General features: G+C 62.8%; 20 protein-coding genes and 1 pseudogene. 13 read left to right on the top strand and 8 right to left on the bottom strand.

The window, feature by feature from the left end; genetic code table 11:
• Positions 1 to 2 precede the first annotated feature (2 nt).
• A complete protein-coding gene (locus ACQ4WO_RS06425) occupies positions 3 to 218 on the bottom strand; it encodes a hypothetical protein (protein WP_436480683.1) in 216 nt (71 codons plus the stop codon).
• A 551-nt stretch (positions 219 to 769) separates the two neighbouring features.
• On the opposite strand from ACQ4WO_RS06425, the gene ACQ4WO_RS06420 reads away from it, so the two are divergent.
• A complete protein-coding gene (locus tag ACQ4WO_RS06420) occupies positions 770 to 1,006 on the top strand; it encodes a hypothetical protein (RefSeq protein ID WP_436480682.1) in 237 nt (78 codons plus the stop codon).
• A gap of 4 nt (positions 1,007 to 1,010) precedes the next feature.
• A complete protein-coding gene (locus ACQ4WO_RS06415) occupies positions 1,011 to 1,283 on the top strand; it encodes a hypothetical protein (protein WP_436480681.1) in 273 nt (90 codons plus the stop codon).
• Positions 1,284 to 1,548: 265 nt separating this feature from the next.
• On the opposite strand, the gene ACQ4WO_RS06410 is transcribed toward ACQ4WO_RS06415, so the two are convergent.
• Both ACQ4WO_RS06410 and ACQ4WO_RS06405 read right to left on the bottom strand, forming a co-directional pair.
• Positions 1,549 to 2,103, bottom strand: coding sequence for a hypothetical protein (locus tag ACQ4WO_RS06410; RefSeq protein ID WP_436480680.1), 555 nt, complete (start codon positions 2,101 to 2,103; stop codon positions 1,549 to 1,551).
• The gene (locus ACQ4WO_RS06405; protein ID WP_436480679.1) at positions 2,100 to 2,393 is read right to left on the bottom strand and encodes a hypothetical protein; all 294 of its coding nucleotides are present in this window, start codon (positions 2,391 to 2,393) and stop codon (positions 2,100 to 2,102) included. Before ACQ4WO_RS06405 ends, ACQ4WO_RS06410 begins: the two co-directional genes overlap by 4 nt.
• 99 nt (positions 2,394 to 2,492) lie before the next feature.
• On the opposite strand from ACQ4WO_RS06405, the gene ACQ4WO_RS06400 reads away from it, so the two are divergent.
• A complete protein-coding gene (locus tag ACQ4WO_RS06400; RefSeq protein ID WP_436480678.1) occupies positions 2,493 to 4,652 on the top strand; it encodes a TonB-dependent receptor in 2,160 nt (719 codons plus the stop codon).
• 19 nt (positions 4,653 to 4,671) lie between these two features.
• Here the strand turns inward: ACQ4WO_RS06400 and ACQ4WO_RS06395 are convergent, their stop codons facing one another.
• The gene (locus ACQ4WO_RS06395) at positions 4,672 to 4,869 is read right to left on the bottom strand and encodes a hypothetical protein (protein WP_436480677.1); all 198 of its coding nucleotides are present in this window, start codon (positions 4,867 to 4,869) and stop codon (positions 4,672 to 4,674) included.
• On the opposite strand from ACQ4WO_RS06395, the pseudogene ACQ4WO_RS06390 reads away from it, so the two are divergent.
• Positions 4,796 to 5,198 (top strand): annotated as a pseudogene (locus ACQ4WO_RS06390) (2,4-dienoyl-CoA reductase); the annotation flags it as partial. The gene ACQ4WO_RS06395 and the pseudogene ACQ4WO_RS06390 overlap by 74 nt on opposite strands.
• A 44-nt stretch (positions 5,199 to 5,242) precedes the next feature.
• Positions 5,243 to 6,034 carry an acetoacetate decarboxylase (ADC) gene (locus ACQ4WO_RS06385; protein ID WP_436480676.1) on the top strand — a complete coding sequence of 264 codons (792 nt, stop codon included), beginning with the start codon at positions 5,243 to 5,245 and terminating at the stop codon, positions 6,032 to 6,034.
• A 211-nt stretch (positions 6,035 to 6,245) separates the two neighbouring features.
• Here ACQ4WO_RS06385 and arsH read toward each other — a convergent pair whose 3' ends face one another.
• Together arsH and nhaA are read right to left on the bottom strand one after the other, a co-directional pair.
• A complete protein-coding gene (gene arsH, locus ACQ4WO_RS06380; RefSeq protein ID WP_436480675.1) occupies positions 6,246 to 6,977 on the bottom strand; it encodes an arsenical resistance protein ArsH in 732 nt (243 codons plus the stop codon).
• A 186-nt stretch (positions 6,978 to 7,163) separates the two neighbouring features.
• Positions 7,164 to 8,432, bottom strand: a complete 1,269-nt coding sequence (gene nhaA, locus ACQ4WO_RS06375; RefSeq protein WP_436480674.1) for a Na+/H+ antiporter NhaA — start codon at positions 8,430 to 8,432, stop codon at positions 7,164 to 7,166.
• Between the two features lie 508 nt (positions 8,433 to 8,940).
• Here nhaA and ACQ4WO_RS06370 point away from each other — a divergent pair.
• Together ACQ4WO_RS06370 and ACQ4WO_RS06365 are read left to right on the top strand one after the other, a co-directional pair.
• Complete coding sequence (locus ACQ4WO_RS06370) at positions 8,941 to 9,978, top strand: zinc-dependent alcohol dehydrogenase (RefSeq protein WP_436480673.1); 1,038 nt, start codon at positions 8,941 to 8,943, stop codon at positions 9,976 to 9,978.
• Positions 9,979 to 10,070: 92 nt separating this feature from the next.
• A complete protein-coding gene (locus tag ACQ4WO_RS06365) occupies positions 10,071 to 10,784 on the top strand; it encodes a hypothetical protein (protein WP_436480672.1) in 714 nt (237 codons plus the stop codon).
• Between the two features lie 88 nt (positions 10,785 to 10,872).
• Here the strand turns inward: ACQ4WO_RS06365 and ACQ4WO_RS06360 are convergent, their stop codons facing one another.
• Positions 10,873 to 11,160: a YciI family protein gene (locus ACQ4WO_RS06360; protein WP_436480671.1), complete on the bottom strand. Its 288-nt coding sequence runs from the start codon at positions 11,158 to 11,160 to the stop codon at positions 10,873 to 10,875.
• A 148-nt stretch (positions 11,161 to 11,308) separates the two neighbouring features.
• Between ACQ4WO_RS06360 and ACQ4WO_RS06355 the strand changes: the two genes are divergently transcribed.
• Entirely contained in the window at positions 11,309 to 13,264 is a 1,956-nt protein-coding gene (locus ACQ4WO_RS06355) for an FTR1 family protein (RefSeq protein WP_436480670.1), read from the top strand.
• Positions 13,265 to 13,304: 40 nt separating this feature from the next.
• On the opposite strand, the gene ACQ4WO_RS06350 is transcribed toward ACQ4WO_RS06355, so the two are convergent.
• On the bottom strand, positions 13,305 to 14,345 hold the full coding sequence (locus ACQ4WO_RS06350) for an amidohydrolase family protein (protein WP_436480669.1): 1,041 nt from the start codon (positions 14,343 to 14,345) through the stop codon (positions 13,305 to 13,307).
• A 124-nt stretch (positions 14,346 to 14,469) separates the two neighbouring features.
• Here ACQ4WO_RS06350 and ACQ4WO_RS06345 point away from each other — a divergent pair, with 124 nt between their 5' ends.
• From ACQ4WO_RS06345 to ACQ4WO_RS06325, 5 genes are all read left to right on the top strand, one after another.
• Entirely contained in the window at positions 14,470 to 14,874 is a 405-nt protein-coding gene (locus tag ACQ4WO_RS06345) for a ribonuclease domain-containing protein (protein ID WP_436480668.1), read from the top strand.
• Between the two features lie 76 nt (positions 14,875 to 14,950).
• The gene (locus ACQ4WO_RS06340; RefSeq protein ID WP_436480667.1) at positions 14,951 to 15,556 is read left to right on the top strand and encodes a TetR/AcrR family transcriptional regulator; all 606 of its coding nucleotides are present in this window, start codon (positions 14,951 to 14,953) and stop codon (positions 15,554 to 15,556) included.
• A 104-nt stretch (positions 15,557 to 15,660) separates the two neighbouring features.
• Positions 15,661 to 16,464: an oxidoreductase gene (locus ACQ4WO_RS06335; protein WP_436480666.1), complete on the top strand. Its 804-nt coding sequence runs from the start codon at positions 15,661 to 15,663 to the stop codon at positions 16,462 to 16,464.
• Between the two features lie 35 nt (positions 16,465 to 16,499).
• The gene (locus ACQ4WO_RS06330; RefSeq protein WP_436480665.1) at positions 16,500 to 17,507 is read left to right on the top strand and encodes an NADP-dependent oxidoreductase; all 1,008 of its coding nucleotides are present in this window, start codon (positions 16,500 to 16,502) and stop codon (positions 17,505 to 17,507) included.
• A gap of 155 nt (positions 17,508 to 17,662) precedes the next feature.
• Positions 17,663 to 18,820: an ABC transporter substrate-binding protein gene (locus tag ACQ4WO_RS06325; protein ID WP_436480664.1), complete on the top strand. Its 1,158-nt coding sequence runs from the start codon at positions 17,663 to 17,665 to the stop codon at positions 18,818 to 18,820.
• The last annotated feature ends 16 nt before the right edge of the window (positions 18,821 to 18,836 follow it).

Genomic DNA, 18,836 nt, shown 5'->3' with positions numbered 1-18,836 from the left:
CGTTATGGCGGTTCGCGCCGCGGCACCTCGTATTTCTTCGCCACCCTGTCGGTGGCATCGCGCCATTTCTGGCGCGCTTCCTTGTGCGCTGCCTTCGCGCTTGTCTCGCCCTCCCCGTCTTTCGCACCCTGCAGATACTTCTCAGCCTGGCGGTAGATCATCGAACGCTGGAAGACCAGCTCCTTCTCCTCGGCTGTCACCTCGGCTGGTTTATTCAATAGCTGCCTCCATGCCGTTAAACCCGCATCCGCACGACGCGCGGTACAACGCCAAAGCACGGGCGCGGCGCCGGAAAAACCTGGGCCCTGTTATTTACTGGTCGGCGACGAAATTACCGCCTCGTTTAACGGGCAGCCCGTCGTCGGAAAGGTCGTCAAACGCGAATGGGGCGTTGCATTGCGAGACGAACCGTCTGTGCAGACAGCAGTACTTCGAATCATTGTGGAATCTCCACCAGAGGCTCGACGAGGACAGGTAACAGTCCAGCCGCTGAAACTTTGACGGCATTCGAGCGCGGACCAGTCGCATTGACGAGATACACCACCGAGCCCTCGCGCATTGCGATGGTTGCCGTGTATGCGACCACGCCAGAACCGCGGCGCGAGAACTTTGGGCGCCCTTTCGCAATTGGCTGGCCTGGGATAACAAATGCAACGTTCAATCCGTCCTCCTAAATTTAATGTATTGCTAGCAAACTCGTGAATGTGGTAAAGCGCACAGACCAGGTAACGCTTAAGCCGCAAAATTAAAGAATCGACAAGGAAGAATCATGAAAAACTCGCTATCACTACGCTTTGTAAAGTACGGAAAATTTACTATCGAGGCTACTGCGTTCAAGCTCAAATCAGCTTGGCATCCTCAGTACAGAATTCTTGATCAGCAATGCGACCACGGCCCCTCTGGACATCGTGACTCAGACAGCTATTCCAACAGCGAAGCAGCTGTCGATATTGCTGTTCAGCGTGCAATGTTCGAGTTGGATTTCGGTGACAGTCTGCCTGCCTAGCGCCATGAAAACTATCCAAACCCCAATTCATTGCCCTCCCGGTACTGAGAGCGAAAATCAAATCTATCGACCGTCGATCCTTGGCGAACTTGAGGGATTGCTACGGGGACTCTTTCGCGACCTCGACGCATCCCTTGTTCCTTTCCAGCTCGCTATTGCCGCTGCAGATCGCAAGAAAGCCACCTCATTGCAGGCCCACATTGAATTCATTAGCGCCGCCATGCTCGTGCTCTACGAAAAAAAACAGCTTGCGATGCTAAGCATTGCAAAGCGATAGCGATTTTGGTCGCAACCTCATCAGCGCTTCCCTGTTCGATTTACTTGGTCCTGCATATCACTTCGTAGCGGCCATGCCGCGTGCGCAGTGCGGCGGTGCCTCTGGCAAATCCTGAGCGGCATTCGCGCTTGCCGGGCCAGCTGCATTTCTGCCGCCGGCCAGGTAAAGCTGCACACGCTCGGCAGTCGACCGTTTGAATTCTTCGTCCGCCAAACCTTGCTGCGCCACGCCCTCCAAGCGCGCTGCCGCCTTCGCGGCAGCACCGTCAGCAATCATTTTTTTGATCGCTGCAAGTTGCGCGCGCGGCATCGTCCGGTGTCTGGTCCTGCTTGCCCTGCAGCAGGCCCGCCACGGCCGGCGCCGGCAGCAGCCCTGCCCTCACCGCATTGCCCAGCACCTCGACGTGCCGCTTCTTGTCCCAGCCCACGGATGCGACCCACTCGGCCGGCTGGCGCACCGCGCGCGCTGCGGCAACGATGCGCTCGTACGCCTCCAGGAACGGCTTGCGCGCGCTGATGGCGCCACTGGAGTCGAGTACTGGCCGGCAGATGCGAAAGGCCTCAGCAATCTCGGTCGTCCAGACCACGCTGGCCATTTCGTCCTGGCTAGTGAGAGCGATGGCCCAGGCCTCCTCCGCACCTGGCCGGCCGTCCATGAGCTTGCAGCGCTTGGCGATACCAGCCGGTACCGGCGCAAACTCGCCGTTCTCGTCCAGGTAGGCCTGCATGACGCCCGCCACCGTGCGCAGCGGGTACGGCTCCAGGTTGGCCAGCGTTTCGGCCGGCAGCTGCATGAAGCGCGGAGTGTCGGCGGCGTTCATGCGGGCACCATGTCGATTACGTCGCAGGCCGGCGCTGCAGTGCCCATCAGCTCGCGCATCACGCGGGCATTCGTCTGCTCGATTGACTCGCCGCCAGCGCTGGCGCGGGCCTGGCCTGCATCGTTGCGAATGAAGCGGTCGATGTGGTCGGCATCGCGCAGGATCAGGCCCAGGCCGTTGTACTTCGTTTTTGCGTCGTTTTGCCCCATGTTGTGCGGCGTCTTCGAGCAGCCACGGATAGCCTTGCTGATCTTTCCAAGGCCATACCGAATCGGCTTCTCGATCCGCATTCATAGCACCTCATGCCAGCAAATATAGAACGTAATGATTCTCATTTATAGTATAGTGCGCACAGTTTTTCTTCTTATAACCTTGCACCCATGCCATCAATGCCATCCTCACGCCCTACTCCATTCCCAGCCCACCATCCCCTCGCCGCCCGCCTGATCCTCGCCGGCCTGCTCATTGCCAGCGTCCCACCCTCCGTCTACGCGCAAGCAACGTCCAGCGCGCCCAACCCGCTCGCCACCGTGGTCGTCACCGGCCAGGCCGAAGCGGATGCCGGCGGGCAGATTGCCAAGAGCGCGCGGGCTGGCATGCTGGGTGAAAAAGACTTGCTCGATACGCCGTTCAGCGTCAACAGCTACACCAGCCAGCGCATGCTGGACCAGCAGGCGCTGACTCTGGCCGAGGTGCTGGGCGGCGATCCGTCCACCCGCTTCACGGGCCAGATCGGCGGCGTCACGGATTCGTTTTTCATCCGCGGTTTTCCCCTCAACGAGGGCAATTTGAGCGAAGTGGCGTTCGACGGCGTGTATGGCGTGTCGCCCAATTACCATTTGTTTACGGAATACCTGCAAAGCGTCGAGGTGCTCAAGGGGCCGGCCGCCTTGCTGTACGGGATGTCGCCGAATGGCGGCGTGGGCGGCGTCGTCAATGCCGTGCCGAAACGTTCGCTGCCGCGCGATCTGACGCGATTGACGCTCGATTACGGCTCCGGCTCGCAGGCTGGCGCCGCGATCGACGTCAGCCGCCGTTTCGGCGAGGAGCGGCGTTTCGGCATCCGCTTCAATGGCTTGCACCGCCAGGGCCACACGCCGCTCGACCACCAGACGTCGCGCGCGGAAGTGGCGGCCGTCGCCCTCGATTACCAGGGACAGCGGCTGCGCGCCTCGCTCGACGTGATCGAGCAATACCAGTGGATCGACGCGCCCACGCGCCCCTTCCTCGTGGCCGCGCGCCTGCCCGTGCCCGAGGCGCCCGACGGCCGGCGCAACATCGCCCAGTCCTGGGGCTGGTGGAAGTCCAACGACCTGGCCACGCTTGGCAAGCTCGAATACGATGTGAATGATAAAGTGACCGTGTTCGCCGATCTGGGCGGCACGCGCTCCGACGTGTCGCGCTATTCGGACCAGACGCCGACGATCACCAGCGCGGCCGGCGACATGACGGTCACGCCCATGAACTGGAAATTCCGCGTGCGGCGCGCCAGCGGCGACACGGGCGTGCGCACGCGCTTTCGCACGGGCGGTATCGAGCATGCGCTGGTCGTGATGGGCAATGTCTACCGCGACGAGTTTGGCAGCGTGAGCAATTCAGGCAAGCTCATCACCTCAAACATCTACCATCCCGTGGCCGTGCCCGACCCCGGCATTGCCGCACCGGCCCGCGTGCCGAAACTGTCCGCGTCCACCCTTTCCAGCCTGGCCGTGGCCGATACGCTGGACATGCTGGACCAGCGCGTGCAGCTGACCCTGGGCGTGCGCCGCCAGTTGGTCGAATCGAAAAACTACCACGCCACCAGCGGCGCGCTGACCACGCACTACAAGCAAGGCGCCTTGACGCCGCTGGCGGGCATCGTCATCAAGCCGCTGCGCCACGTGTCGCTGTATGCGAACTATATCGAGGGCCTCAGCAAGGGCGATATCGCCCCGAACATCGCCGACAACGCGGGCCAGGTCTTTGCGCCCTACAAGAGCAAGCAGTATGAAGTGGGCACGAAGGCGGATTTCGGCGTCGTGCTGGCGACCCTGGCCGTGTTCCAGGTGACCAAGCCCAGCGGCCAGCTATATGGCAAGGTCTACAGCATGGATAGCGAGCAGCGCAACCGGGGCCTGGAGCTGAACCTGTCCGGCGCCGCCAGCAAGACCGTGCGCCTGCTGGCCGGCATTACCCTGCTCGACGGGCGCCTGGTGAAGACCAACAACGCCGCCACCATGGGCAAGCGCCCCGTGGGCGTGCCGACATCGATGGCCAACCTGGGCGGCGAATGGGATCTGCCGTACTGGCCGGGCTTGACGGCCACGGGCGCCGTCAGCTACACGAGCAAGCAGTTTGTGGATCAGACGAATCTGCAATCGGTGCCGTCGTGGACCAAGGTCGACCTGGGCTTGCGCTACCGCACGGCCATCGCCGGCAAAGCGACGACCTTGCGCGCCGGCTTGATGAACGCCTTCGACCGCCATTACTGGGCCGGCGTGGCCTCGTATGGCACCGTTTCGCAGTCGGCACCCCGCACCATGCAACTGTCGGCCGCCGTCGATTTCTGATGCGATCGGCAGTCAGGCCTTACTTGAGTTGCTGCGGCGCCTGGCGCTCGGCGTCCGCGTCGAGGGGCCGGCCCGCAATGCGCGCGTCTATCGCCTGCAAAATGGCCGGGGCGGCGCTGCCCGCCATGCGGTAAGCTGCCGCTGCCGTGAAGCTCAATTCGGCGGATTTCCAGAAAGGGGGATTCAGTTCGGATGACGCCAAGCAGGTGGTTTCCATGCTCAATACCCTGGGCGTCGACCTGATTGAATTGTCCGGCGGCAGTTATGAAGCCCCTGCCATGCACGGCCTTGGCGCTCGACCCGCAACTGCCTGAAGCATGGCGTTCCGGTCAATCGGCAAGCCCCTTGCTCCGGGGCATCACCTGGAAAAACAAGGTGCTGTCGTCCATTGCCTATATGGCGATGGTCAAGTATCAGTTGCGGCGCCTGAGCCAGGGCAAGCCTACCCGGCCCAACGTGGCGCCTGCGCTGGCGCTATTGATACAGCAACGGGACACCGCCATCCGGAACCGGCAGTATCGCCGCCGGATGCATAGCGGCTTTTGAATCGAGTTTTTCCCAATCAATCATGGAAGGTGCAAGCAAGGAACATGAACATCGCCGCAGCGGTATCCGCATTGGTATTGAGTATTGCCGCAAACCCGTCCCGGGCGGAACACGCTGTCGAAAACAGGCAGCTCACCATTGATATCGCGGGACATGCCGTCCCGGTGGCCGCTGGCGGCCTGTATGACCGCTTTCGCTCGAATCCGCCTTTATCCGTCATCGCATCGGAAGCGCCGGAGCTTGACCTGAGCTGCTTCAAGGAGATGCCAAAAGAAAAGGTGTCCATCGGCTTTGACTCATATTCGCCGAACGTCTATTACAAGAACCGCAAGATCACGGCCGTATTTACGGCGGACCTCGCGCGCCTGAAGAAGCTCATGCCCGAAGACATACTGAAACAGGTCCAACCCCTGCAAGTATGGCCAGGCCGGGGCGCGGTGGCATTGACGGCCTATGCGTATGAGTACTGCGACAACGACAGCTACAATGAAATTTCATTGGCGATTGTGACCAACAAGCGTGGCAGCGCCAGCTTTGGCCCGTTCACCTTGCTGGGTCAATCGCTGTCCAAGGATCTCTGGGGCTATGTGCTCAAGCTTCCCGTCAACACGGAACTGGCCAGGGTGCGTGGCGTGCTTGGCTACAATCTGCCGAAGTGGCTGACCGGTATCGAGGCGAAGGAAACTGACGCAAACGTTTCCTTTGAAGTCATGGATAGCGCAACGGGCAAGCTCGATTTTGGTTTTGCAGGCAAAAAACTGGGCGACCTGTCGCACACGGCCGATGTGGTGAGCAACAGCTTCACCAACAAATATGGCGCCGGGAAACTCACGTAGGGCCATGCCGTTTCCCGCCAGCTCAGCCGTGCGTCGAGCACGAGCGCGGAATCGGTCGACCTGAAGCTGGGCGACGGCAGCTTTTCGACCTATATCAAATCATTGAAGCTGGGGAAGATGATGAAATATGAATACGTGCCGGAATTTCAAAGCGCGCTGTATGCGCCGAAGCCATTATTGACAGGTCATTAACAAACAGGCCATTAACAGCCTACTCGCCCGGTGTTTCGTGATCCATGGCCGCCGTGGCGAGCGCGCGCACGTCAACCGGCATGGACTCCTTGCGCTCGCTGTAGCGGCTGGTCAGGTAATCGGAGCGGTCGCGCACCACCAGGGTGAATTTATACAGCTCTTCCATGACGTCGACCAGGCGGTCGTAGTATGGCGACGGCTTCATGCGGTCGTTGTCGTCGAACTCCTGGTATGCCTTGGCAACGGATGACTGGTTCGGGATCGTCACCATGCGCATCCAGCGGCCCAGCACGCGCAAGCCGTTGACGGCGTTGAACGATTGCGAGCCGCCCGACACTTGCATCACCGCCAGGGTCCGCCCCTGCGTTGGACGCACGCTGCCCATTTCCAGCGGCAGCCAGTCGATCTGCGACTTGAACACGCCCGTCACGGCGCCATGGCGTTCCGGGCTGCACCAGACCTGGCCTTCCGACCACAGCGACAGCGCGCGCAGCTCCTGCACCTTGGGATGGTCGGGGCTGACGCTGTCGACCATGGGCAAGCCATGCGGGTCGAACACCCGTGTCTCGGCGCCGAAATGCTGGAGCAGCCGTTCCGCTTCCAGGGTCAGCAAGCGGCTGAACGAGCGTTCACGCAGCGAGCCGTACAGCAAGAGGATGCGCGGCGCATGCGTGGCCACCGTCGGCGGCGCAAGTTTATCGAGGGTCGGCGTGTCGAGGTGGGCGGCGCTGATGTTGGGCAGGTTATTCATCGTAAATCCTTTCTTGATTAGCTCAGGCGCAGTGCCAGCCAATGCGGTGATAATTAATTCTATAATTCCATAATAATCGAAACATGAAATTAATGTAAACCTGTTTTTCTGCGTACGAGCTACCTGGAAAGACTGTTTGACATGGGATCCGTCGAGACCAAGTGCAGGTCCCGGCGGAGTGCCGCATTACATTGCCACAACATCGCCATCGCGACGAATTTCGTCTGCCTGCACACTTTCATGCTCACACTGGTCTTTTGCCTTCGGGGCAAAACGCAGAATCAGGCAAGCAACGATGGCCGACAAAAGAGAGCCAAGCAGGATGCCGATCTTGGCTTCCTCGACATACTCTGGATGGCCAAGAAATGCCAGGCCACCGATGAACAGGCTCATCGTAAAACCGATACCACAAAGCATCGAGACCGCATAAATTTGCAGCCAGGTGCTTCCGCGTGGCTTGCCAGCAAGTCCACTCTTCACCGCCAGCATGACGCCAGCGAACACACCCAGTTGCTTGCCGAGGAAAAGAGCTGCGGCAATGCCAAGCGGGAGCGGCGCCCACATGGCCGAGGGCGAGAGTCCAGCAAACGAGACGCCAGCGTTGACGAAGCCGAATACCGGGACCACCAGGAAACCGACCCATGGATGCAAGGCATGTTCGAGCCGGTGCAGAGGCGAATCAGGAGCATCCGGCGTGCCTGGGGATGGAATGTAGGGGATCAGGAAGGCGCCCACCACGCCGGCGATCGTTGCGTGCACGCCGGAGAGCAGCGTGACATACCATAGCAGGGCCAGGCCGATCAGATATGGCCACATTTTCATCACGCGCAGCTTGTTCAAGGCAAATAACACCCCGACGATGGCGGCCGCGGCGGCAAGTGCGCCGGCATTGATGGAGGCGGTATAGAAAACGGCGATGATGGCGACAGCGCCCATGTCATCGATAATGGCCACTGAAACAAGCAGCAGTTTCAAGGACAAGGGCGCATGGCGTCCCAGCAGCGCCAGCACTCCCATGGCGAACGCGATGTCCGTCGCGGCAGGTATCGCCCAGCCATTCATCAGCAAGGGCTGTTTCGCAGTCAGTAAAACGTAGATCGCGGCCGGGAATGCCATCCCCAGCAGTGCAGGCAATGCGGGCAGGCGTCGCTGCTCCCACGTCGAGAGCCGGCCATCGACCAGTTCCCGTTTGATCTCGAGCCCGACCAGGAGGAAAAAGACCGCCATCAGCCCGTCGTTGACCCAGAGGTGGGTTGTCATCGGGCCCAGTTTGTCGCTGAGCACGGGACCTGTTTGCCAATGCAGAAAATGCTGGTAGACGCCGGCCAGCGGACTGTTGGCGATAATCAGGGCGGCAACGGCCGCTGCCATCAGCAGGATGCCGCCCGCCGCGTCACTGGCGAGGAAGCGCTGTAGAACGGAATGGTGTTGTTTCAGTGATGTAGTGGTGCTCATGCCGCATGCTCCTTGGACGAATGGATGTCCACGACGCACCAGGCCCTCCGGGCGCAAGCACGCTCGGCGAGGTCGATGACGGAAGAAGTGCCAATACAAGCGCAAGCAGGCCGGGCAGGCGTAGACGAGGAGTGGGAAAGGAAAAAGACGGAGCCCGCGGAAAGCGGTGCTTCAATCAGTTGACGCCAATAGAGATGGAACGCTGCGCGCATCATAAAAAACCTCACGGAAAACGAAAATGTCGTTCTCCGTATTCGGGGTAGCCCCGGGCGCACGCAGCACACGCCGAGTTGTCATTATACCTCAGGCCTGGCTTTCCGTCAACGCGACAGCACCGCGCAGCGGACTGAATCGTCCTCCACGAGGGCTGGCTTCCCGCTCAGTATGTTGATGTAGATCAATCAATTTTCGTATCGTGTGCAGCAGAATATGATCATTCGCAAGCTTCTGTTCAGCAAACCATGGCTTGCGCCCTGCTCTACGCCCTACCCACTTCATAAGGAATACCATGACACCCACTACCATGAAAGCCGCCGTTGTCGAGCAACTGGGCCAGCCGCTGGTGCTGCGCGAGGTGCCCGTGCCGGTACCCGGTCCCGGCCAGATCCTCGTCAAGACGGAAGCTTGCGGCGTTTGCCACACGGACTTGCATGCGGCGCGCGGCGACTGGCCCGTCAAGCCGTCGCCACCGTTCATCCCCGGCCACGAAGGCATCGGCCTGGTGGTGGCGGTGGGCACGGGCGTCACCGAAGTGCAGCTGGGCGACCGGGTCGGCGTGCCCTGGCTCTATTCGGCTTGCGGCCATTGCGAACATTGCCTGGCAGCCTGGGAAACCGTGTGCGCCGAAGCGCAGTTTGGCGGCTATACCAAGAATGGCGGCTTTGCCGAATACATCTTGGCCGACCCGCGCTACGTCGCGCATATCCCGGCGGGACTGTCCGCCGTGCAGGCCGCGCCCATCATCTGTGCCGGCGTGACCAGCTACAAGGGCATCAAGGAAACGGGCGCGCGGCCGGGCGAATGGCTGGCCGTATCCGGCATCGGCGGACTCGGTCACCTGGCCATCGAGTATGCGCTGGCCATGGGCTTGCGCGTGGCGGCTGTCGACATCGATGAAGGCAAGCTGGAGCACGCGCGCGCCCTGGGCGCCGAAGTGACCATCAATGCGCGCCAGGGCGACCCCGTCGCGGCCTTGCGCGAAGCGACCTTGGGCGGCGCCCACGGCGTGCTGATCACGGCGCCGTCGCTCGATGCCTTCCAGCAAGGCGTGGCGATGACGCGCAAGCGCGGCACGTGCGTGCTCGTCGGCTTGCCACCGGGCGACTTCCCGACGCCGCTGTTCGACGTCGTCGCCAATTGCGTGACGATACGCGGCTCTTTCGTGGGCACGCGCCAGGACATGGCCGAGGCGCTCGCCTTTGCCGCCACGGGCAAGGTCAAGGCCGACGTGGAATTGCAGCCGCTGTCGGCCATCAACGACATCTTCAGCCGCCTGGAGCACGGCAAGGTTGCCGCGCGCGTCGTACTTGATTTCAGCGCGAAGTAAACGCGACGCCAGCATTCCGGTGTGTCGTGCGACGGCCATTTTATTGCCGTTGTTATGATGGCTTATCATAAAAACACAACGAGGACACACCGATGAAGCAATCCCTCTCCCGCCTGCTGGCCTGCGCCGCCCTTGCCTTGTCCATTCCGCTCAGCTTGGCCAGCGCGGTCGGGCCGGCCGCACCATCGCTGCCCGGACACTATTATTTGCAAGGCATCATGGAAACGGGCTCCGAACTGCTGCTGAAAAAGGACGGCACGTTCGAATGGATGCTCAGTTATGGCAATACCGACCAGCAAGCCAGCGGCGAGTGGCGCGCTTCGGGCGACACGGTGACCTTGGTGGCGGGCAATGGCGGCAAGGAGCCGCAATTCCGCGTGTTCGAGGAATCGGAAATGCGCATCCAGAAAGCCGCCGAAGCGGGATTGTGGGTCGCCATTGTCGGCTTCCCCCGGCTGGGACCGATGGCCGGCGTGGAAGTGAAATTCGAAGCGCAAAGCGGCAAGACGGCCACGGCCGTCAGCATGGCCAACGGCGACGCCATCGTCCGCATGCCGGCGTCGGAACGCTGGGTGCGGGCCGGCCTGCGCCGCCAAGGCTCGAAAGCCGACTATCAATGGCTGGCCGTACCAACCGAGCGCGCGCAGGAACGCATCGCCGCGTTCGCCGTCACCGACCCGCAATGGATCAGGGGCCAGGCATTCCAGAAGCTGGCCCTGCGCGTCGTCGAGGGCGGCCTGCGCGTGGACGAGCCTGACAACGGCCTGGCCAGGGGCCTGTACGCAAAGCAGGCGTCCGGCCAGTAGCCCTGGTTCCACCGTCCTTTTCTACAGCCTCTCCGCACTTGGTCAGCAATATCGACCAGAGCACGCTGCGGACTCACTTTGATGTCGCTCAGCCAAGAATAGCTTCGACACCAACACCAAATTTGTTCGGATTAAATTGAATGACTTGATAAGTTGCGATCTGCTCCCGATAGAAGGGATCCTCTGCAAGCACGCCATCCAATTCCTCACGGCTCAGGCTTTTCACGAGGATGACACCTCCTGTTCGCGGCATCTGGGGACCGGAAGCCAAAAAATGACCTGCGGCATAGTGACGATCAAGAAAACTCCGATGCTCTTCAATGTAAGCCTCGATGGCGGCCAGCGGTTGAACATAATGCAAAAGGACAATGAACATAAGGCTCCTCAAAACTCATTGACAGGATAAGCAATCAAGTATGACAGAGATGCCCCGCCATTTACGCCCGTGCTTGCCCGTGCGCCGTTGACACCCCGCACCGTCTGTCCTATAGTCGCCGGGTTAACGACAAATGAGAATGAGAATCATGTTCAGTTCTATGAAGAAATGGCTCGTGTGCTATCCGCTCGTGGCCGCCAGCCTGTTGCTGGCCGACGGCGCGCCCGCGCAAACGACCGATCCCGGCGCCGGCGCCGGCGCCGGCGCCAAGCAATTGTGGCAATTGATTGACTACGTTGCCGTCGATTACAGCGGCGCCGTCGAACACGGCAAGGTGGTCAGCGAGGCCGAATACGCGGAAATGCTCGATTTCACGGACAACGCGACGACGCAGATCGCCGCCCTGCCCGCCCACGCTTCGCAGGCGGCCATTGCCGCCGCCATCGCCGACCTGCGCAAAGCCGTCGTCGCCAAGGCGGACGGCGTGGAAGTCAAGCGCCTGGCGCACCATGCGAACGGCTTGCTGATTGCCGCCTACCCGATACCCGTGGCGCCGAAAGTGCTGCCCAACCTGGCGCGTGGCGCGGCCCTGTATGCGGCCCAGTGCGCTTCTTGCCACGGTGTGGCCGGCGGCGGCGATGGCCCGTTGGCGGCCAGCCTGGAACCGAAACCGATCGCCTTCACGGATGGTGAACGGGCACAGTCGCGCAGCCTGATGGCGCTGTACCAGGTCATTTCGCAAGGCGTGGCCGGCACGTCGATGGCCAGTTTCGGCCAACTGTCCGAAAACGAGCGCTGGGACCTGGCGTTCTATATCGGTGGCATGTCGCACGATGCGGCGGCCAGCGCACACGGCGAAAAGCTGTGGCAGGACGATCCACGGGCCAAGAAGCTGTACGCGGACCTGGCCGCCGTGACGACCCTGACGCAGGAAGCCGTTGCCGCCAAGCTGGGCGCGGACGAAGCCAAAGCGCTGACGGCGTATTTGCGCAGCCATGCCGACAAGGCCGAAGCGCACAAGCCGGCCGGCCTGGCCCTGTCGCGTCTGCGCCTGGCCGAAAGCCTGGCCGCCATGCACGCGGGCGACCGCGCGGGCGCCACGCGCCTGGGCCTGTCCGCCTACCTGGACGGCTTCGAGCCGATCGAGCCGATGGTCGGCGCGCGCAACAAATCCCTGCTGCTGGCCGTGGAAAACGCCATGCTGGCCTACCGTTCCGCCGTTGCCAAGGGCACGGTGGCCGACGCCGAAGCGGCCGGTGAAAAACTGCAGCAACTGTTTACCCACGTGGAAGCGGAACTGGGCGACGCCAAGGCCGACCCGATGACGACCTTTATCGGCGCCCTGACGATCTTGCTGCGCGAAGGCGTGGAAGCGCTGCTGATCGTGATCGGCATCATCGCCTTCCTGCGCAAGGCCAAGCGCAACGACGTGCTCGCCTACGTGCATGCGGGCTGGGCCAGCGCGCTGGTGGCGGGCGGCCTGACGTGGGTGGCGGCAACGTATCTGGTGACCATCAGCGGCGCCAGCCGTGAAGTAAGCGAAGGTCTCGGTTCCGTATTCGCGGCCCTGGTCCTGCTCAGCGTGGGCTTGTGGATGCACCAGAAGAGCAGCGCCGGACGCTGGCAGGAATACCTGCACGAGAAACTCACGGCCGCAATGAGCCGGCGCTCCGCCTGGGGCCTGTTCGCACTGGCCTTCATCGCCGTCTACCGCGAAGTCTTTGAAACCGTGCTGTTCTATTCCGCCCTGGCGGCGGACGGCAATGGCGGCGCGCTGCTGGGCGGCTTCCTGGTGGCCATCGTGCTGCTGGTCGTCATCGCCTGGGCACTGCTGCGCACGAGCGCCCGCATGCCGATCGGCAAGTTTTTCTCGTGGACGTCCGCCTTCGTGGCTGTGCTGGCCGTGATTTTGATGGGCAAAGGCGTGGCCGCGCTGCAGGAAGCGGGCTGGGTCGGCGTCACCCCCGTCGATTTCATGCGCATTGATCTTTTGGGCGTCCTGCCCACGGCAGAAACCTTGCTGGCGCAGGCGGCCATCCTGGCCGTCATCGTCGCCGGCTATGGCTGGAACCGCGTTTCGGCCGGCAAGCGCAAGCTGGCCTGATCCTGTAGCCGCGGCAAGGGCAGCGTCCAGCGGGCGCTGCCTACGCCTGGTGGATCGGTGCGAACGACTGGGCAAACAGATCGGGCTGGTAGCCGGCGGCACTGAACAGGTGGCCATAGGATTCGTCGATCGCAGCGCGCAGTTTTGCCTGATCCAGGCCCAGCACGACGTCACCGCGTTTGCGCACGCGCCCGCCAATGATCACGGTATCGATATTGCTGCGCTCAGCCGCATGCACGACGGTACCGATGGCGTTATTGACAGGATATACATTGAGGTCGCCGGTGCGTATCAGCACCAGGTCGGCCTGCTTGCCTGGCGCCAAACTGCCAATGCGCTGTTCCAGTCCTGCCACCGCGGCGCCGTCTATCGTGGCGGCCTCGAGCAAGCGGAACGCATCGGTGGGCGCCGCCGCATGGCGATGTCCGTGGCGATGCCCCATCACCCGCTGCAGGTAGAACGCCACGCGCATTTCCATGAACATGTCGCCGCTATACGAGGTCTCGTTGTCGACACTGAGACCGGGGCGTATGCCGTGCTGGTGCGCCGCCTGCCAGGCGTTCATGCCAGCCTCGATGCCGTAATGGGCATCCGAACGCGGGCATACATTGACGCGCACGCCTGCCTCGCGCAAGATGCGCCAGCCCGATTCCGGCAGGCAGGTGCAGTGATTGAAGATGTTGTCGCTGCCGAGCAGCCCCTGCCGGTGCAGGCCTTCCAGCTCGGCTGCCATGCCAGCGCCAAAAAACTCGGTCACGATGGGAATGCCCAGTGCCCGGGCGACGGCCCACTGCTGCGGTTCCAGCTGCGCCATCATGGCCAGCGTCACCAGGCTGTCGGGATTCGTAAAATACTGAGCCTGCAGGCGTGCCAGGTTGCCTGGCCAGTGCGCCTTGTCCCACTCGCCCGAGACGGGCGCCCCCGAGGCGTGCACGGCGCGGATGCCCGCATCGAGCAGCGCTTCGACCGCCGCGTCGGAGTGTGCCCCTGTGCGGCTGTTGTGGGAATTGTCGATCACGGTCGTAATGCCGGCATCGATGCAGGCTGGACGGCCGAGCTGTTTGGCAACGGCGCGTGACAATTGAATAGTAATATTTTCAAAAATTTAACTATATTCGGTATTGCAGACATTATGCCGGCCGACCGGACATTGGCCGTATCAAACGAGCTTATCCATTGAACGCTCCACCAACGAAAGCATATCGATGAAAACTCAACGCGCAACAAGCTGGTCGCTCGGTCTTATCGTGGCAGGCGCCCTGCTATCTTTCCCTGCCCATGCGGCGAAAATCCCCGACTGCGGCAAAAGGGAACCGAGCAAAACCCTGCCTACCCCGCAAAACAGCGAATACGACGCCTACCGCAACGCGAAGACGAGCGCTGTGGCCGGTGGTCCGGGCAATACCGTCTTCAATAACAACGAGGGCCGCCTTCCCGCCGCCGGCAAGGACGAGGTCTATTATGAATACTATCTGGGCATCGGCGGCGATGGCGGCGCGGGTTCGCATCGTGCCGTATTGCTGGTGCAGACCCCGAAAGGGAAACGCAAATTAGTGGAGCGCTATTACACGCAGGACCACTATGCGTCCTTTTGCAGCCTGAAGAGCTAGTCTTTCCTCAAATACCAGCTGCGGCGGGGGAACGTCTGCCGCAGCTGGTCGCGTGCATGGTGTTGAAAAGTGCGGTATGATGACCATCATGCAGAACTCACCGAACAAACCGGCGGCGCAAAGCCGCAAGGAAGCCACCCACGAACGCATCGTCGAGGTGGCCACGCGCGCCATCCGCCGCAGCGGCTATGCGGGCACGGGCGTGGCCGACATCATGAAGGAAGCGGGCCTGACGCACGGCGGCTTTTATGCGCACTTCGCCTCGCGCGACGCGCTGCTGGCCGAGGCGGGCGACCGCGCGGGCGCCGAAGCGGTGGCGCTGGCGGCCAGGGTGGCCGCTGCCGCCCCACCGGGCCAGGCGCTGCAGGCCATGCTGGCCGCCTATCTGTCGCCTGAACACATCGCAGCCATCGAGGTGGGCTGCCCCGTGTCGGCGCTGGGTTCGGAAATGCCGCGCCAGGCGCCCGAAGTGCGGCGCGCCGCCACTATCCACATCAAGGAAATGATCGACCTGTTCGCGCGCCAGTTGCCGAACTGGGGCCAGCCCGAAGCGCACGCGCAAGCGATGGCGACGGTGTGCGCCATGATCGGCACCACCATTCTCGCGCGCGCCGTGGACGAGCCGGCCCTGTCGGACGCGCTGTGCGCGGCCACCCTGGCGCAGTTTCAGGCACCCAGCTAATTGCACCGCCCGTGGCCTTGATCCGTCCCGGGCTTTTTTTGAAACAACAATATGATGATCGTCATATTTTATATCCAACGCTGTCAACCACTGAAGGAATTACCATGAAAAAGATTGCCCTCGTCACCGGCGCCTCGTCCGGCATCGGCGCGGCCACGGCCCAGCGTCTGGCGCAAGCGGGCTACACGGTGTACGGCACCAGCCGCCGCGGCGGACAAGCGGCCGCAGCCGGCCATGCGATGCTGGCGCTCGACGTCACCAGCGATGCGTCCGTCGCTGCCGCCGTGGCCGAGCTGATACAGCGCGAAGGCCGCATCGACTTGCTGGTGAACAACGCCGGTTTCGGCGTGGCTCCGGCGGGCGCCGAGGAAAGCAGCGTGGCGCAGGCGCAAGCCATCTTCGACACGAATTTCTATGGTGTGCTGCGCATGACCCTTGCCGTGCTGCCGCACATGCGGGCCCAGGGCGGCGGGCGCATCCTCAATATCGGTTCCGTCGTGGGCTTTTTGCCCATGCCTTACGGCGCACTGTATTCCGCCACCAAGCACGCGATCGAGGGCTACACTGAATCGCTCGACCATGAAGTGCGGGGCTGGGGTATCCGCGCCAGCGTTATCGAACCGGCCTACACGAAAACCACGTTCGAAGCCAATCTGCTGGCGCCCGATACCCCGCTGTCCGCCTACCGGCAAGTGAGCGCGGCCGTCACCAGCCGCCTGCAAGCGCTGATGGCCGGCGCCGATGACCCGGGCATCGTGGCCGACACCGTCCTGGCGGCGGCGCAGGCAAGCCAGCCGAAATTGCGCTACACGGCCGGGCCGCTGGCGGCGCGCTTGCGCCTGATGCGCCGTTTCATGCCGGCCGCGCTGCTGGACGCCGGCTTGCGCAAGGACCTGCGCCTGGCCTGAGCGCCGGCGCCTTTTCAGCCCTCAGAGAGAACATCATGCAAGCATTGCAACTTAAAAAATACGGCGGCCTCGATCACGTGGCGTTTGCGGAACTGCCTCGCCCCACGCCAGGCCCCGGCGAATTGCTGGTACGGGTGCACGCCGTCGGCCTGAACCCCATCGACAATCTGATTCCCAAGGGCGACTTCAAGCCGATCTTGAAAACGCGCTTGCCGGCCACCTTGGGCAGCGACCTGGCCGGCGTGATCGTGGCCGTGGGCAGCGGCGTCACGCGCTTTACAGTGGGCGACGCCGTGTATGCGAGCATTTTCGACACACCGCACGGCAGCCTGGCCGAATTTGCCATCGTGCCCGAACAGGCGGCCGCGCTGAAACCGGCCAACCTCGATTTCGTGCAGGCGGCGTCGATACCCATGGTCGGCCTGACGGCGTGGCAAGCCATGCATGAGCGCATGCGGCTCGAGCCCGGCCAGAAAGTGTTCGTCCCGGCCGGTTCCGGCGGCATCGGCACGTTCGCCATCCAGCTGGCCAGGCACCTGGGTGCCCGCGTGGGCACGACCACCAGCACGGCGAACGTGGAACTGGTGCGCGGCCTGGGCGCTGACGACGTCATCGACTACAAGAAACAGCCGTTCGAGGACGTGCTGCGCGATTACGACGCCGTGCTGGGCACGGTACGCGGCGACGGGCTGGAAAAAGCCCTGCACATCGTCAAGCCTGGCAGCCGCGTCGTCTCGCTGGTCGGCCCGCCCGACGCCGCCTTTGCCCGCGCGCGCGGCACGAACGTGGTGCTGAAACTGGTGTTCGGTTTGCTCAGCCGCAAGATCATCGGCCTGGCGCAGCGGCGCGGCGCCAGCTATGCCTTCCACTTCGTGCGTCCCGACGGCGGCCAGCTGGCGCAGATCGCTGCTTTGGTCGAAGCGGGAACCATCCGCCCCGTCATCGACAGTGTGTTTCCTTTTACCGAGGCAAAACAGGCGCTGGCCTATCTGGCGCAGGGCCGCGCGCGGGGCAAGGTAGTGGTGCAGCTGCCCGTGTCCTGAGGCGTGTTTAACCTGCTTTCCGCGCCGTGGAATGAGTGCGACCATGAGTGTGTCCGTGAGTGTGATTATGTGTGAGTTTTGCGTTGGCAATTTCCTCCATACTCGTTGTCAACCCTGTGCTTATTGACACCGGTCAACCTCAACAAAGGTAGCTCATGCGCTTTTTCCCGGAATGCTGCTGGCTCGCCATCACCCTCGTGGCCGGCACCGGCCACGCCGCCGAACCGGGCGTCACCGAGACGCACATCCGTCTGGGCATGGTCAATGCCCAGACGGGGGCGGCCTCGGGGCTGGGGAAAGCCATGCTCGACGGCGCGACGGCCGTTTTCCAGGAGGCGAACCAGCGCGGCGGCATCCATGGCCGCAGCATCGAGCTGGTGGTCGCCGATGACGGCTACGATCCGGACCGGGCCATCAGCGAAACGCTCAGGCTGGTCGAGAAAAAACAGGTGTTCGCCCTGTTCGGCAACGTGGGCACGCCCACGACCAACGCCGTCATACCCATCGTCCAGGAAATGAAGGTGCCGCTGGTGGGCGCGTTTACGGGCGCGATGACCTTGCGCCGCCCCGTGGTGCATGAAATCATCAACTTCCGCGCCAGTTATGACGATGAGTCCGATGCCCTGGTGCAGTATTTCGCCAGCCGGGGCGTCAAACGCTTTGGCGTGCTGTACCAGGACGATGGTTTCGGCAATGCCGTGCTCGACGGCACCGTGCGGGCCCTGCAACGGCGCGGCCTGGAGCTCGTTGCCAAGGGTTCGTTCCAGCGCGGCACCACGGCCGTCAAGGCGGGACTGGCGGCCCTGATCGGGCACGACCTGCAAGCGGTGGTCATGGCCGGCCCCTACACCCCGGTGGCGGCGTTCGTGCGTGAGGCAAGCCAGGCCGGCTTGAAGGCGGCCCTGTCCACGGTGTCCTTTGTCGGCACGGACAGCCTGCTGCAACTGCTGGGCACGGAAGGCAACAACATCGTCATTTCGCAGGTAGTGCCCCTGCCGGACGACCGCCAGCTGCCGATCGCCGCCGACTGCGCCGCGCTGCTGGCCAGGCATGTGCCGGCGGCCAGGCTGTCCTTCGTCAGTTTCGAAGGCTGCATCTCGGCCACCCTAATGGTGGCGGCGCTGCGCCGCACGGGCGCGGACCTCACGCGCGAGCGCCTGATCCAGAGCTTCGAATCGTTCGACGGGCTCGATCTGGGCGGCATGCGGGTGACGCTGCGGCCCGACAACCACCAGGCGTCGACGGCCGTATTCCTGACCCGCATCGCCGACGGCAAGATCGTTCCGGCCGACCCGGGGCCTGGCGCGAAGTGATGCGCGCCCACTTTTC

It is taken from the genome of Janthinobacterium aestuarii, assembly GCF_051380835.1.
Lineage (GTDB): Bacteria > Pseudomonadota > Gammaproteobacteria > Burkholderiales > Burkholderiaceae_D > Janthinobacterium > Janthinobacterium aestuarii.
This window is presented reverse-complemented; position numbering and strand designations above follow the sequence as displayed.

What these genes read in the sequence shown, in the direction of transcription:
- nhaA (WP_436480674.1), bottom strand. Translation starts at nt 8,432, where the DNA reads ATGAGCACCACTACATCACTGAAACAACACCATTCCGTTCTACAGCGC.
- ACQ4WO_RS06335 (WP_436480666.1), top strand. Translation starts at nt 15,661, where the DNA reads ATGAAAAAGATTGCCCTCGTCACCGGCGCCTCGTCCGGCATCGGCGCG.
- ACQ4WO_RS06360 (WP_436480671.1), bottom strand. Translation starts at nt 11,160, where the DNA reads ATGTTCATTGTCCTTTTGCATTATGTTCAACCGCTGGCCGCCATCGAG.
- ACQ4WO_RS06405 (WP_436480679.1), bottom strand. Translation starts at nt 2,393, where the DNA reads ATGCGGATCGAGAAGCCGATTCGGTATGGCCTTGGAAAGATCAGCAAG.
- arsH (WP_436480675.1), bottom strand. Translation starts at nt 6,977, where the DNA reads ATGAATAACCTGCCCAACATCAGCGCCGCCCACCTCGACACGCCGACC.
- ACQ4WO_RS06415 (WP_436480681.1), top strand. Translation starts at nt 1,011, where the DNA reads ATGAAAACTATCCAAACCCCAATTCATTGCCCTCCCGGTACTGAGAGC.
- ACQ4WO_RS06365 (WP_436480672.1), top strand. Translation starts at nt 10,071, where the DNA reads ATGAAGCAATCCCTCTCCCGCCTGCTGGCCTGCGCCGCCCTTGCCTTG.
- ACQ4WO_RS06410 (WP_436480680.1), bottom strand. Translation starts at nt 2,103, where the DNA reads ATGAACGCCGCCGACACTCCGCGCTTCATGCAGCTGCCGGCCGAAACG.
- ACQ4WO_RS06340 (WP_436480667.1), top strand. Translation starts at nt 14,951, where the DNA reads ATGATGACCATCATGCAGAACTCACCGAACAAACCGGCGGCGCAAAGC.
- ACQ4WO_RS06330 (WP_436480665.1), top strand. Translation starts at nt 16,500, where the DNA reads ATGCAAGCATTGCAACTTAAAAAATACGGCGGCCTCGATCACGTGGCG.
- ACQ4WO_RS06395 (WP_436480677.1), bottom strand. Translation starts at nt 4,869, where the DNA reads ATGGAAACCACCTGCTTGGCGTCATCCGAACTGAATCCCCCTTTCTGG.
- ACQ4WO_RS06325 (WP_436480664.1), top strand. Translation starts at nt 17,663, where the DNA reads ATGCGCTTTTTCCCGGAATGCTGCTGGCTCGCCATCACCCTCGTGGCC.
- ACQ4WO_RS06370 (WP_436480673.1), top strand. Translation starts at nt 8,941, where the DNA reads ATGACACCCACTACCATGAAAGCCGCCGTTGTCGAGCAACTGGGCCAG.
- ACQ4WO_RS06355 (WP_436480670.1), top strand. Translation starts at nt 11,309, where the DNA reads ATGTTCAGTTCTATGAAGAAATGGCTCGTGTGCTATCCGCTCGTGGCC.
- ACQ4WO_RS06385 (WP_436480676.1), top strand. Translation starts at nt 5,243, where the DNA reads ATGAACATCGCCGCAGCGGTATCCGCATTGGTATTGAGTATTGCCGCA.
- ACQ4WO_RS06420 (WP_436480682.1), top strand. Translation starts at nt 770, where the DNA reads ATGAAAAACTCGCTATCACTACGCTTTGTAAAGTACGGAAAATTTACT.
- ACQ4WO_RS06400 (WP_436480678.1), top strand. Translation starts at nt 2,493, where the DNA reads ATGCCATCCTCACGCCCTACTCCATTCCCAGCCCACCATCCCCTCGCC.
- ACQ4WO_RS06345 (WP_436480668.1), top strand. Translation starts at nt 14,470, where the DNA reads ATGAAAACTCAACGCGCAACAAGCTGGTCGCTCGGTCTTATCGTGGCA.